The organism is Paenibacillus profundus (assembly GCF_021369635.1).
Taxonomy (GTDB): domain Bacteria; phylum Bacillota; class Bacilli; order Paenibacillales; family Paenibacillaceae; genus Paenibacillus_B; species Paenibacillus_B profundus.
The window spans coordinates 29,406-42,977 of record NZ_JAJNBZ010000010.1 but is presented as its reverse complement, the minus strand read 5'-3'; the positions used below and the strand labels follow the sequence as shown (position 1 = coordinate 42,977).

Genomic DNA, 13,572 nt, shown 5'->3' with positions numbered 1-13,572 from the left:
AAACGTTTTAACTGGTAAAGGAGGTTTCCGGTTCCCATGCATGTTTCATTCCGTAAATATAGTATACATGTGTTGCTTGGATGTCTATTACTGTCATTAAGCATTCCGCTTACTGCAGCTGCGGCCGACATTACGGAGCAACCTACTCAACTCACTCAACCTATGGTGCAAGTGCTGAACAAAGAGGGCGAACCGATTACGAAGGACTGTCTGATCCTTCACGATCTAACTTATTTGCCAATTAAAGATATTGGCCCTAATCTGGATCTGAAAGTGCGCTGGGAAGCAAGCAGCCATACGGTGTATATCGAAGGAACCCTGGCTGAGATCACATGGAACTCGCTGACGAACAAGATGCAGGTGAACAGCAAAGACACGATACTTACAATAAAGCCAGAAATTGTAAATAACAAAACATATATTCCCCTTCAATTGTTGCATGAAGTGTTTCAAATCAACTATGATTGGGACGGAACTACGAAGACGGTAACACTACTCTATGACCCCCAAAATGCAAATCTGTAGCACAATAACTGAGCAATGCTGGTTCCTTCAACCAAGTACTGCTCTTTTTTATGTGGGAGGCGCGCTTCTCACCCAATCAAGCAAATCGAGTTGTTGAATAAACGAAAAACAATTATTGCTCAAAAAATGGTTGTCGTAGCGAGAGGCGATGACGATAAAAAATTGAAAGATGAAAAAATTAGAGCCCTCACTATGGAAATCAATGCGATTGATCTGCAAATTAATCAACTTATCAAAAAGAAGATGGAGCTGAAAGAAAATAAAAATGATCCATCAAAAGCAAATAGCAGCACAAATGAGATTGGTCCTTCAGCAAGCGACCTGATTCAACCTGGCAATAAGCAGCAGGGAAATCATATCTTCATTGATATGAAACTCTAGTGTCCGATAGAAAGATACGGATAAGACTGCGGAGTGCGTTACACAACGAAAGCAGCGAGGCCGGTAACGGTACCGGCCTCGCTGCTTTCGTTACATCCCATGTAATAGCGGTTCATTAATGATAGAATACTGCTTTACGTCCTCATATCGTCCGTTATTGAATAAATGTTTGCGCAAAACACCTTCAAATTGCATGTCGCATTTCTCCATCACTTTCGCCGACCCCGCATTATCCAGATGACAGCGGGCTTCAATGCGCACCAGCTTCATGGTATGGAACCCGTAGCGTATCACTTCGTTGACGACTTCAGTCATATAGCCTTGATTCCAGTAATCCCTGGATAATACGTAGCCAATCTCTGCCCGCCCATGAGTCGGCCTCCAGCTTACGAAGCCACATGTGCCAATCAGTCTGTCATTTTCCACATCAACGATCCCCCAAGGGGCAATCTCTCCTCTGTCATACCGTTGAATGACGAATTCCAAGAAATGATACGTGTCCGCCATCCGCTGATGCGTCGGCCAAGTCGTAAATCGCGACACCTCTTCGTCCGCACAATACATGAACATATCCTCTGCATCATGAAGTGTCATTTTACGAAGCAGCGTCCTTGCTGTCTTCAATACAGGCAATTGAAAGAACGGTCCCGAATTCATCATCGGTATCCACACCCTCTTTATCGGTTACAACCATCCCATGTCCATAAAATATTTTGCCACAAACAGGGCAGCTGTGTCCATTCTTAGCTTCTCCCTCACATTGTGTCAGGATAAGCTGGCGAACGTGTAGGCGTGTGGTCAATTCGAATATCGCAAGCATGCTGGTAATAAAGCATCCGCTAGGAACGAAGCTTCTCCACGAACTGGGCTCCGAATTCGCTGCACAGCTTAATATCATCTGATTTAGGAGATAATTCTACCTTCAATCCCTCCAACACGACTTCACATCCGCGCTCCTTAAGTTTTTTGATTAAAATATCCACCGCCGCACCGTACTCAGGATAACAGGAATCACAGGAACCGAATACGGCCGCTTTTTTCCCCGTCAGGTCGATGTTGTCCATCTCTTCATAGAAATCGAGAAACTCATCCGGGAGCTCTCCGTCACCCCATGTATATGCTCCAAGCAGAATTCCCTCGTGCCCAGCCAGATCGGCTCCATACGCATCCATGACCTCCTTCATCTGAAGCTCTTCTCCCGCTGCCCGAACATTAGCTGCTATCGTCTCCGCCATCTCCTCGGTATTGCCAGTCATGCTTGCATAGATCAATATCGTACTCATCTATGTACCTCCGCCTTTCGGATATATGCTGTGTCACTTCATCATTGATGATATTGATAATCATTATCATCAATGTTCACATGCCCATTATACATGCACGCGATATTCATTTACAAGCAAAACTTTGCTGAGAGAAAATGGGGAAGTCCACAAAAAAAAACGAGGATGCTAGCAAGCAGCGTCCTCGTCAGATATGTCGAATTCCAGCCAATCACCTATTATACAGGCATCGTCCATGTTGCACGGACGTAACCCAATTTCATTCCGGCGCGTTCCATATTGCGATGACTTTGTGACAGGTAGCTTGCTTGACTGACAACCAGCCGGCAGCCGCTCAAGGCCGCTTCATGAATTCGCCTCCGCAGCAAAGCCGCATGCATTCCGATGTTGCGGTAAGATGGCAGTGTCGCTGCAAACGTAAGCGAAGCAATGCCGTTCTGGCGGTACATCACGCCTGTCGCAGCAGCCTTCTCCTCCTGGAATCCGATAAAATACGACCACCCCGGACGTTTCAACAGCACCTCATTATTGCGCGCCACAGCAGAAATGCCGTCATCTCCAAGCCCCGTTCCCCGGCAATGTATCGCCGCATAAGTCATCATGTCTTCTTCTGCATACGGAAGAACGCGTATCTCTTCTTCTGAGCCCGGATCCAGATCGAATAGAGCTTCCCGTTCTGCAGCGCCATACAGCGTGGCATGGAATCCGGATTGATAGCAGCCGCTTTCACTCAGCTTCTTGAACAGAAGCGGGTGCGCTTGCTTGGGAACGATCTCGAATTGGCAAGTCCGATTACGCGTGCGAAAGAACGAGATAATTTCATCTATGTGATGGATATCTTCCCCCCGCATCCCTTTCACCGTATTGAATTGCGGCCACGGCATTGTATCGCTATAGTATAGCCTCGCGTGTCCGAATCGCGCCAGATGAATTCCTTCCGGATTGCCCTCGATGTCTTGGATCGCCTTCATCCGATCCGTCATATAATCGATTTCGGACTGCTCCAATGCGTCGGCGACCGCTTCAGTCAAATGCATGACCACCCCTCCTAACTTATGAAATTTTTCACAATTAACATTCATAAGCATTAATTGGTATCTCCTAAATAACAAGGCGCTTGCGCTCGCTGCTGCAATATGGGAACCAGCTTATGAGGGTAGACGCGAATCTGCTCCAGCTCTTGGAGCGGAATCCATTCGACGCCGACCTGATGCTCATCAGGATTACTTCCTGTAAATGAGGATGGGATTCGTTCAAGTTCACATTGAAAATAAAATTCCACCTGATGAATAGGCGTGTCCCATTCGGAAAATTGATGGTTTTTCCAATATATTCACGCACATGAAGGAGATGATCAACAATGACTGCACAGCCTATTTCCTCAATGCATTCCCGTCGAAGCGCCTCGCTCAACTCTTCCCCGTGCTCTTGTCCTCCGCCCGGGAACAGATAAAAATATCCATCACGGTCTTGATTCTTCGTCAGTAATACTTTGTTATCTTGAATAATAACAGCTTTTGCTGAATTGCGTATCGGTTTCATTGCTGCGGTGCTCCTTTATAATGGAAAGTTATAATGGATAGAAGTGGTTATTTCTACCTTACTATGAACATGGAACAGACGCAACACGTTTGACTGTATGTAAATTTTTTATAAAATTTGAAAAAAGATAAAGACGAATCTTAATTGTTATGGTAGTATATGCTACAAACCAAATGTCAATTTTCTCCTCGGGGCCCCAACAGCTTAGTTCAGTAGTTGGCGATTGGTAAACAGATTATTCCAAGAGAGGGGAACAGTACAAGCATGAAACGTAAATCCATGATGCTCGTCTTGACATTGCTTCTCGTAGTCACCACGTTTGTAAGCGCTTGCTCCAGCAGCACAGGCAATTCTTCGTCTCCGAATCCAGATACGGCGAAGGATTCACCGTCCAATACGGACAATGGCGATAAGAAGAACGAACCGTCCAAGGGATCGGACAAAGAACAAGTATTCCGCTTCAATCTTCACTCCGATCCGCCTTCGCTCGATCCGGGTCTGTCACAAGACACCGTATCCTCCTCCATATTGAACGCCATGTACGAAGGTTTGGTTCGTGTCGACGAGAATGCGAAGCCTGTACCTGGAGTTGCTGAGAAATGGGAGGAATCGCCCGATCATAAGAAATTCACTTTCCACCTGCGCAAAGATGCCAAATGGTCCAACGGCGACCCAGTCACTGCTCACGATTTTATATTTGCTTGGGAAAGGGTGCTGAATCCGAAGACTGAACCGGCTCCACCTTACGCCTACCAGCTCTACTACTTCAAAAATGCGGAAGCCTATAATAAAGAGAAAATCAACGACTTTTCTCAAGTTGGCGTCAAAGCGCTTGATGAGCATACCCTGGAAATCGAACTTGAAGCTCCTACCTCCTACTTCTTGAGCCTACTTTCCTTCACTACCTACTATCCAGTGCACAAATCAACGAAAGACAATTCGAAATGGGCCGCGGAAGCCAACACGATGATCTCCAACGGTCCTTTCAAAATAAGTGAGTGGAAGCACCAAAACTTGCTTGAACTGGCCAAAAACGAACATTATTATGCCGCCGATACAATTAAATTTACCAAAATAAAAGCGACAATGGTGCAGGACTCCGCGTCTGAATTGAATATGTATGAAGCCGGAGACATTGATTTTGCCGGGCATCCGACGGGCGAACTGCCGACGGATCAGATTCCGGTTCTGAAAGAAACGAAGCCGGATGAGCTGCAAATTCAAGGAATCGCATCCAGCTACTATTACTTGTTCAACAACAAACAGGCGCCATTCAACAACGCGAATATCCGTAAAGCGCTCTCGATGGCAGTCGATCGCAAGCTAATTACCGATAAAGTAACGCTCGGCGGCGAACAGCCTGCATTTGGCATCGTTCCGCCCGGCATTACCGGCAACGCCGATCAGTACCGCAACGAAGTGAAGGATGAATACTTCAAGGAGGATGTGAATGAAGCGAAAGCGCTGCTGGCCAAAGGGCTGTCCGAGCTTGGCTTGAAGGAAATGCCTGAATTCACGCTCGGCTACAATACGAACGATAAACATAAGAAGATCGCCCAGGCCGTTGCCGACATGTGGAGCAAAAACCTTAACTTAAAAGTGAAAATCGAGAACCAAGAGTGGGGCGTCTACTTGAAGAGCCGGACCAGCTTGAACTATCAGGTCGCCCGCGCCGGCTGGACTACCGACTATAACGATCCGATGTCGTTCATTGATCTGTATATGACAGGCAGCGGCAACAACGATATTGGCTACAACAACCCAGAGTTCGATGATCTCGTCAAAAAGGCCAAGACATCCGTGGATTCAAAAGAGCGGATGGATCTGATGGCGAAAGCGGAGAAAATTCTCATCCAAGACGACCAGGCGATTCTCCCGCTGTTCTACTATACAAGCGTTCACTTGATAAAACCGGGAGTCAAAAATGTATTCGTTGATTATAGAGGCATGTTCGACTTCACCCGTGGCTATTTAGAGTAACTAGTCTGTAACATCATCCAGATGGTAGCCGATCGGGATACATATGGCGTACAGCATATGTGTCCCGATTTTTTCATTGGACCTATGGAAAGAAGGAGGATTGATGAAATGTGACTCGGTATATATTGGTTAAGCTATTCTACCTTGTCGTGTCGCTGTGGATTCTTGCTTCAGTAACGTTCCTCTTAATGAAGGCCATTCCAGGCGACCCATTCATGTCGGAAAGAGCGGTTCCGCCGGAAATCAAAGCCCGCCTAATGGCTCAGTACGGGTTGGACAAGCCGTTGTATGAACAATATTTCATTTACTTGAACAAGCTGGTGCATGGGGATCTGGGCATTTCCATGAAAATGCAAGATCGCGAAGTCGTGCAAGCGATCCGGGATTCCTTTCCGTATTCGTTGCGTCTCGGCATTGTGGCAATCATCGTGTCCGTTGCCGTCGGCGTGTCATTAGGCATGCTGGCCGCGCTGCGCCATCGCAAGCTGTTGGATACGTCTTCCATGGTGCTTGCCGTCATTGGCGTATCGGTTCCGAGTTTTGTGCTCGCCTCCTTTTTTCAATACCTGTTCGGGGTCAAGCTCAAGTGGTTCGCGGTTGTTGGGCTCAACGCTCCGTTGGATTACGTTTTGCCGACGATAGCGCTATCCGCCCTGCCGATTGCCTTTATCGCCCGCTTGACACGCTCCAACATGCTTGAAGTGCTGCATTCCGACTACATAAAGACAGCCAAATCAAAAGGGCTTACCGCTGGAGTCATCGTCCGCAGACACGTCCTGCGCAACGGCATATTGCCAGTCGTCACATATCTTGGGCCACTGACTGCCAATGTGGTGACGGGTTCCTTTATTATTGAACAGATCTTCGGCATCGGCGGACTGGGCAAAGTATTCGTCATCAGCATCAGCAACCGGGACTATTCCCTTATTATGGGGATTACGATTTTTTACGGATTAATATTGATGAGCGCTCGTTTCCTCACCGACCTGGCGTATGGGTTCATTGATCCCCGCATCAAGCTTGGCAATGGAAAGGAGAAAGCGGCATGATTAGTTTTAATAAACGGAATCCCTTGCAAGATATCCCGGTAACAGCTGACCATTTCAAAAAAACATCGATTGACGAACATGCGGCAGAGGCGATCGAACGCGAGAGCATATCCGCATGGCGTGATGCTTGGCTTCGTCTGCGCAGCAACTGGATTGCAATGACAGGGCTCGTCTGCCTGGTTTTGCTTATCTTAATGGCAATTATCGGACCCTTTATCACTCCGTACGATTATTACACGAATAACCTGGAGCTGACGAACCTGCCTCCGTCTGCAGAACATTGGTTCGGCACGGACGATCTCGGCCGCGACATGTTCGCCCGCACTTGGATGGGTGCCCGCATTTCCCTTATCGTCGGTTTTTCGGCCGCAGCCATCAACCTCCTTATGGGAGTCATATATGGCGGTATTATGGGGTATGTAGGCGGTCGCCTCGATAATGTCATGAATAAAGTATCGGAGATCATTTATTCCGTTCCTGACTTGCTCGTTGCAATTTTGCTCGTCGTCGTATTTGAACCGAGCATAACGACGATTATTTTGGCACTCTGTGTTACGGGCTGGATTAACATGGCATGGATCGTGCGCGGACAGATGATGCAGCTGAAAAATCAAGAGTTCGTGCTTGCTTCCCGTTCTCTTGGCGCTGCCGGGTCCAGAATTCTGTTCCGCCATCTCATCCCGAACTCGCTCGGACCGATCATCGTGACATTGACGCTAGCCGTCCCCAGCGCCATCTTCAGTGAAGCCGTGTTAAGCTTCCTCGGCCTAGGTGTGCAGTTGCCAGCCGCTTCGTGGGGGACGATGATTAATGACTCTTTGAAGGCAATGGTCATCTATCCTTGGCGTCTCGCCTTCCCGGCGCTGTTCATCAGCTTGACGATGCTCTCATTCAATATGTTCGGCGATGGTCTGCGCGATGCGCTCGACCCGAAGATGAAGAAATAGACGGCGAGGAGGAAGACAGGAATGCAACCGATATTGGAAGTAAATGACCTGCAAGTCTCATTCCACGTTCGTGCAGGTGAAGTTCAAGCAGTTCGAGGAATCCAATTCCATGTCAATGAAGGAGAAGCAGTAGCTATCGTAGGAGAATCGGGTTGCGGCAAGAGTGTAACCGCCCAGTCGATTTTGCGACTGCTTCCGAGTCCGCCCAGTCGGGTAAAGAATGGTGAAATTCGCTTTAAAGGCAAAGACCTGCTCAAAATAAAAGAGCGGGAAATGCAGTCCATTCGCGGCAAAGATATCGGCATGATCTTTCAAGATCCGATGACGTCGTTGAATCCGACGATGACCATTGGCCGTCAAATTTCAGAAGTATTAATCAAGCATCAAAACTTGAGCGCTGCTCAGGCAAAAAAACGTGCGATTGAAATGCTATCTTTGGTTGGCATACCTAATCCCGCTTCGCGCTTCGTCCAGTATCCGCACGAATTTTCCGGTGGAATGAGGCAGCGGGCCATGATTGCCATCGCGCTTGCCTGCAGGCCTTCACTCCTAATTGCAGATGAGCCGACGACAGCACTCGATGTGACAATACAAGCACAAATATTACGTGTCATGAAGGATTTGCAACGGGAGTTCGGCACCTCGATCATATTGATTACGCATGATCTGGGCATCGTCGCCGATTTATGCGACCGCGTCATCGTCATGTATGCCGGCAAGATTGTCGAGACTGGGACAAAATGGGAAATATTCAAAAACCCGCAGCATCCGTATACGAAGGGGCTGCTCCGTTCGCTGCCGCGTCTCGATCAGAAGAGGGACGAAGCACTCATTCCGATTTATGGGACACCGCCCGATCTGTTGAAACCGCCTGCAGGATGTGGATTTTGCGCCCGCTGCGATGAAGCGATGCGTATTTGTATCACGCACGATCCGGATGCGACAAGCTTAAGCGCATCGCACCAGGCGAACTGCTGGCTTCTTCATCCGATGGCGAAGGAGGTTGCACAATGAGCGGCGGGGCACTATTGGAAGTGAATCAGCTGCGGAAATTTTTCAATCTTGGCCGTGGCAACATCTTAAAAGCGGTAAATGATGTCAGCTTTACGATTCAGCGTGGCGAGACGTTAGGCATGGTGGGTGAATCAGGATGCGGCAAGTCGACCGCAGGCCGCACTATTTTGCGCTTGTATGAGCCTACACAAGGACAAGTCAGGTATAACGGCACGGACATATATCGGGTCAAGCGCGGACAAATGAAGGCGTTGCGGCGCGAGATGCAAATGATATTCCAAGATCCGTATGCCTCATTGAATCCGCGCATGACGATAACCGATATTATCGGCGAGGCGCTGGATATACATGGTCTTGCCGGCAGTCGATCAGCCCGCAAGAAACGGGTGGAGGATTTGCTTGATCTAGTCGGGCTCAACCCGGATCATGCCACTCGCTACCCGCACGAGTTCTCAGGCGGTCAGCGCCAACGCATCGGAATTGCGCGCGCGCTTGCCGTCGACCCGAAATTCATCATCTGCGATGAACCGATTTCAGCGCTCGACGTATCCATTCAAGCGCAGATCGTCAACCTGCTGCAAGATTTGCAGAAGCAGTTCGGTCTTACTTATTTGTTCATCGCCCACGACCTGTCCATGGTGAAGCATATCAGTGATCGGGTAGCCGTCATGTATCTAGGGAAAATGGTTGAACTGTCTGACAGCGAGAGCATTTATGCGGAACCGCTTCATCCGTATACCCGTGCTTTAATGTCATCCATACCGGTTCCAGACCCGGAAATTGAAGCGCAGAAAGAACGAATTGTGCTTAGCGGCGAACTGCCCAGTCCGATCCATCCGCCGAGCGGCTGCCACTTCCGCACGCGCTGTCCGCTTGCCTCGGACCGCTGCGCACAAGCAGAACCTCCGTTCCGCGAAGCGAAGCCGGGCCACTTCGTTGCCTGCCATCTCGTATAATTATGAATACAAAGGCAGAGTCATCCGCGTCCCGAATGGGAGGCTGTAGGATACTCTGCCTTGTAGAGGTTATTCAAATGCAACGAGCAGCGAATGATGACATACCGTATGCAAGTCCCTGAAAATTTGATTTATCGTCGTATCCTCCATCACCGCATGAATACCCATGTAAGGGAAGATAGAATCCGCGCATGATAAGGCCACGCTGCCGCTCTCCTTGCACTGGCGAGACAGCCGCATGCTCTCTTCCTCTGAGAGCGGTAGACCGTTCACATGCCGTGTCCATGATTCCTCAATGACATCATAGAATTGCGTCACTGAGCGGGCAAGCAGTGCATCCATCTTATCGATCTTCGCTTGTACCGCTGCATAGCGATTCACGGATGAACTTTCCCATACTTCCTTATTTCGTTCCAGGATGAGCTTCGCTTCATCCAAGAAGTGACGGCTAAGCCCGATGCTTACAGCCGCAAACGAAGCTTCAGCAAATGGCAGGAATGGATACGTGTACACTGGATCGCCATAAGAACCTGCAGGTTGACTAATATCGAAGGTCAACTCATCGGGAACGAATAACTCGTTAACGACAATGGAATGGCTCTCCGTCGCCTTAAGACCGAAGGCCTTCCAATCTTTTATTATTTCGACTTGATTCGGCCAAAAAATAAAGGAACGGATCTGAGGTGTCTCGCTGCTGTCCCCCGTATCTACGGTACAATTGGCCGTAAAGACCGTCGCATGTGTGGAACCGCTGCAAAATTTCCATCTCCCGCTGACTATATATCCGCCGTCCACCTTCTGCGCTGTTCCGGATGGATGTCCCGATCCTGCAACGACCGCTTGCGGGCTGGCGAATACTGCTCGCGCTACCGACGGCGATACGAACGGCGCAAAAAATCCTCCACCCGATCCGATAGTAATAAGCCAACCAAAGCTGCCGTTAATCCAAGAAGCGTGTTCGAACCGCTTCAATGCCTCCGGCAAGGGGGTCATATGTCCTTCAAGCTGTTCTGGTACGAACAGCTTGAATAGGCCCCGTTCATAAATCCAATCCAAAAATATCTGCGGCAGCTTGCCTGACGTCTCCATCGCCAGAGCTTGGCTGCGTATCGTCTCAATCTCTTCTACCGTAAAAGTCATCTTCATCCATCTCCAATCTCTCTACCACATGCGAAAAAGGATTGGTCTTTCCGCAACTACATGGAAAGAGCTCAATCCAAATCTAATATTTATTATAATATAAGTTACAGTTGAAGGCGCAATCGGATCATGTCCCGGCATGGAATACCATTTTCTTCAATCGGCTCCTCGTAATGAATCGTGAAGAAATCAGGATCTACGCCGCAAATGCGAAACCCGCACTTTTGATATAAAGCAAGCTGGTCCAGGCTGGAATTGCCCGTCCCCACTTCGAGCACGTGATACCCCAGCTCCTTCGCAGCATGTATGGCATGCATAACAAGACGCTTGCCGTATCCCCGGCCTTGCCACGCTTCATCCACCGCCACGTTCACCAGCTCAAGCGTATGTGGACGCGTCGGCAGCAGCAGTATTGCTCCCTTCGTCTCCCCTTGATCTTTTATAACAAAGCCATGGCTTCGATCCAGATAACTGTATACCGCTGTTTCTTCGGGATCTGCAAGCAGCAGCAGCTCCATCGGAATGTCGCGGTTGTTCTCGATTGTTGTAATTTGCACTGTCATCATTTCATTCTCCTCTCGAACGAGGCACCGTCACTTCTGTACCTGCGTTCGGCCAATTATAATGTGATTTAAGCTGTCCGGCATCCTTCTTCAGCATATATCCCGTGTTCCAAATAATGTTTGTAAATATGAAAAAACACGCGAATGCCGGCAAAGAAATTCTCATCGTGCGGACATTTTGTTATCAAATAAATGGTATCTTCAATTGCGGGACTTTCCCCTCGTGCCATCATGGCGTGGTGTTGATCCAAGTCAATTTCGAACAGGCCAGCCATGTCGTCAAGCGCTTGCCCATAAGCATACAACGCGCTTGAACCTTTCATTTCCTGCAGCCTGTAGCATAATGCTGTTGCCATGTAAATCACCTACTTGTTCAAAATATCATGTTCATCATCCCAATGCTGAATTACGTCGCTTGAAGCGGCGCTTCTTTTCTGGCAACTATATAAAAGCGGTGGCACGTCGCATCGAAATATCCTGTGCGTGACATCCGTTCGTGCAATTGTTCCAGCGGTTCTCTATAGGCTTCAATCGAAAATTCAGGAATTTGCCAAGGAATGGCCTTCAAGTAAAATACGATCGCTCCCAGATCATAAAAGCGAGTAAACGTTCGTTCTTCATCCTGCTTCAGTACCGTGAATCCGGCTTCTTCAAGCTGTGCTCTAGCAGCCTCACAACTCCAAGCGGCGTAATCGAACGGCGGAACGCGCATAGCCTCATTCATTTCCTTATCATTATCTCCACCGACTTGCTGCGTCAGGAAGATGCCGCCCGGCTTTAAGATCCGCCATAACTCACGCGCTGAAAAGGATTCATGCCGGTTCACCACCAGATCGAACTGCGCATCAGCGAAGGGCAGCCGCTCCTCGTCATCGAACGGCAACACCTGTACCCCAAGCGGTTCCAAGCGGCTTCTCGCGACGGCAACATTAGGCGGATAGCCTTCGGTTGCGCACGTATGCACAGGCAGCGGCTGCATGGAAGCGAGGAATTCGCCGCCTCCGGTTCCCATATCGAGCATCGCTTGGCTTCTGCGCATCAGTCTCTCGACCATACTTGTATAGTTCCAACGTACAGGACATTCTTGCATTCTTCCTTTTTGCGTCAAATAGGAGAAATCCCAACCGGAGAATGCTTGTTCATCATTTGCAAGGACGTGTTCAAAGGACGGCTCATCCAGCCAATGCATAGCATCCTCATCTGCGTCTGTTGACCTCATATTCCTGCCTCCTTCTGCTATTTCAGTACGTATGAAATACGATGTTTACCGTTTAACCGCTACCGAAATAATATGTGGACTCATTCCCATAATGCTGTTCTCTTCTTCGACCTGCCGGCTTAATTGGATTAGGCGATTGCGGCTGGATTCGTCAGACCACTTCTCCTCGAAGGTTGGAATTATCCAGACCGGGCCCTCCACTGCTAACGTTTGCAAATGCTCCAACCCCACTGCTTCCATTTCTTCTTGCAATTCGTTCGGCAGATGAAAATAAGATCGGGCGATAAACCCTGGATACTTATCTGGTCGCACGTGCTGGCCTTCGCTTATTTCACGTTCAATCATGAACATGAAGTCATCCTCGTTAATGAGTTGATTATCTCTGCCGTACACAGACAAGCCATAGAGCATCGCCCCATAGCGCGTAATGGCTGCAGCAATTAGGATACCGCCGTCCTTGAGCAAGCGTTTCGCTTCCGCTAGCGCCGCAATGCGATCCTCTCGTTCTGTCAAATGATACAACGGCCCCATTAACAACACGGCATCAGCAGACTTATCCGCTCTCGCAATCTGACGCGCATCCGCGACTTCAATGCTTTGGATAGGACGGGTAAGCTGCTGATTAAGCTCGGCTGCCATATCTGCCGATCTGGAAGCCAGATCGAACAGATGCACCTCGTGTCCTTGCTCGGCCAGCCAACCAGAATAGACTCCAGCTCCGCCCCCGATATCATAGATTACGAGCCCGCTGCCTTGGATATAGCGGGAAATAATTTCTTTAGACCGTTCAAGCTCAAGCTTTTCAATACCGCGTGACAGCCTGCTCTTCTCCAAGCCTTGATTGTAGCACGCCATAATTTGCTCCATCTCTTCTGTAGGGTTATCCGTCATATGATCACCACCACGCAAGGAAGCTTCTCCAGAATAAACTCCGTTCCTTCCGTGTATCCTTTCTTCACCGCATGATGTCCGT

The 13,572-nt window shown here is 48.8% G+C and carries 15 protein-coding genes and 1 pseudogene; 7 read left to right on the top strand and 9 right to left on the bottom strand.

Features of this window, described 5'->3' with window-relative positions; all coding sequences use genetic code 11:
• Window positions 1–36: 36 nt before the first annotated feature.
• Together LQV63_RS14085 and LQV63_RS14080 are read left to right on the top strand one after the other, a co-directional pair.
• The gene (locus tag LQV63_RS14085; protein ID WP_233697197.1) at window positions 37–525 is read left to right on the top strand and encodes a copper amine oxidase N-terminal domain-containing protein; all 489 of its coding nucleotides are present in this window, start codon (window positions 37–39) and stop codon (window positions 523–525) included.
• A gap of 93 nt (window positions 526–618) precedes the next feature.
• Window positions 619–906, top strand: a complete 288-nt coding sequence (locus LQV63_RS14080; protein WP_233697196.1) for a hypothetical protein — start codon at window positions 619–621, stop codon at window positions 904–906.
• Window positions 907–996: 90 nt separating this feature from the next.
• Here LQV63_RS14080 and LQV63_RS14075 read toward each other — a convergent pair whose 3' ends face one another.
• The 4 genes and pseudogenes from LQV63_RS14075 to LQV63_RS14060 all read right to left on the bottom strand — a co-directional run bounded on the left by LQV63_RS14075 (window position 997) and on the right by LQV63_RS14060 (window position 3,731).
• Complete coding sequence (locus LQV63_RS14075; protein ID WP_233697195.1) at window positions 997–1,566, bottom strand: GNAT family N-acetyltransferase; 570 nt, start codon at window positions 1,564–1,566, stop codon at window positions 997–999.
• Window positions 1,567–1,745: 179 nt separating this feature from the next.
• Window positions 1,746–2,189 carry a flavodoxin gene (locus tag LQV63_RS14070; RefSeq protein WP_019424118.1) on the bottom strand — a complete coding sequence of 148 codons (444 nt, stop codon included), beginning with the start codon at window positions 2,187–2,189 and terminating at the stop codon, window positions 1,746–1,748.
• A gap of 218 nt (window positions 2,190–2,407) precedes the next feature.
• Window positions 2,408–3,226, bottom strand: coding sequence for a GNAT family N-acetyltransferase (locus tag LQV63_RS14065; protein ID WP_233697194.1), 819 nt, complete (start codon window positions 3,224–3,226; stop codon window positions 2,408–2,410).
• Between the two features lie 50 nt (window positions 3,227–3,276).
• Window positions 3,277–3,731: pseudogene (locus LQV63_RS14060) on the bottom strand (NUDIX domain-containing protein).
• Window positions 3,732–3,995: 264 nt separating this feature from the next.
• Between LQV63_RS14060 and LQV63_RS14055 the strand changes: the two are divergent.
• The 5 genes from LQV63_RS14055 (at window position 3,996) to LQV63_RS14035 (ending at window position 9,677) form a co-directional block, all read left to right on the top strand.
• A complete protein-coding gene (locus LQV63_RS14055) occupies window positions 3,996–5,711 on the top strand; it encodes a peptide ABC transporter substrate-binding protein (RefSeq protein ID WP_233697193.1) in 1,716 nt (571 codons plus the stop codon).
• 110 nt (window positions 5,712–5,821) lie between these two features.
• Complete coding sequence (locus LQV63_RS14050; protein ID WP_019424122.1) at window positions 5,822–6,760, top strand: ABC transporter permease; 939 nt, start codon at window positions 5,822–5,824, stop codon at window positions 6,758–6,760.
• Window positions 6,757–7,707, top strand: a complete 951-nt coding sequence (locus LQV63_RS14045) for an ABC transporter permease (protein WP_019424123.1) — start codon at window positions 6,757–6,759, stop codon at window positions 7,705–7,707. The genes LQV63_RS14050 and LQV63_RS14045 overlap by 4 nt, the downstream gene beginning before the upstream one ends.
• A gap of 21 nt (window positions 7,708–7,728) precedes the next feature.
• Window positions 7,729–8,721, top strand: coding sequence for an ABC transporter ATP-binding protein (locus tag LQV63_RS14040; RefSeq protein ID WP_019424124.1), 993 nt, complete (start codon window positions 7,729–7,731; stop codon window positions 8,719–8,721).
• Window positions 8,718–9,677: an ABC transporter ATP-binding protein gene (locus LQV63_RS14035; RefSeq protein ID WP_233697192.1), complete on the top strand. Its 960-nt coding sequence runs from the start codon at window positions 8,718–8,720 to the stop codon at window positions 9,675–9,677. The genes LQV63_RS14040 and LQV63_RS14035 overlap by 4 nt, the downstream gene beginning before the upstream one ends.
• Before the next feature lie 69 nt (window positions 9,678–9,746).
• Here the strand turns inward: LQV63_RS14035 and LQV63_RS14030 are convergent, their stop codons facing one another.
• The 5 genes from LQV63_RS14030 to LQV63_RS14010 all read right to left on the bottom strand — a co-directional run bounded on the left by LQV63_RS14030 (window position 9,747) and on the right by LQV63_RS14010 (window position 13,490).
• A complete protein-coding gene (locus tag LQV63_RS14030; protein WP_233697191.1) occupies window positions 9,747–10,817 on the bottom strand; it encodes an acyl-CoA dehydrogenase family protein in 1,071 nt (356 codons plus the stop codon).
• Window positions 10,818–10,921: 104 nt separating this feature from the next.
• Window positions 10,922–11,380: a GNAT family N-acetyltransferase gene (locus LQV63_RS14025; protein ID WP_019424127.1), complete on the bottom strand. Its 459-nt coding sequence runs from the start codon at window positions 11,378–11,380 to the stop codon at window positions 10,922–10,924.
• A 68-nt stretch (window positions 11,381–11,448) separates the two neighbouring features.
• The gene (locus tag LQV63_RS14020) at window positions 11,449–11,736 is read right to left on the bottom strand and encodes a hypothetical protein (protein ID WP_233697190.1); all 288 of its coding nucleotides are present in this window, start codon (window positions 11,734–11,736) and stop codon (window positions 11,449–11,451) included.
• A gap of 50 nt (window positions 11,737–11,786) precedes the next feature.
• Window positions 11,787–12,599: a class I SAM-dependent methyltransferase gene (locus LQV63_RS14015; protein ID WP_407672921.1), complete on the bottom strand. Its 813-nt coding sequence runs from the start codon at window positions 12,597–12,599 to the stop codon at window positions 11,787–11,789.
• Window positions 12,600–12,644: 45 nt separating this feature from the next.
• The gene (locus tag LQV63_RS14010) at window positions 12,645–13,490 is read right to left on the bottom strand and encodes a class I SAM-dependent methyltransferase (protein ID WP_233697189.1); all 846 of its coding nucleotides are present in this window, start codon (window positions 13,488–13,490) and stop codon (window positions 12,645–12,647) included.
• Window positions 13,491–13,572 lie beyond the last annotated feature (82 nt).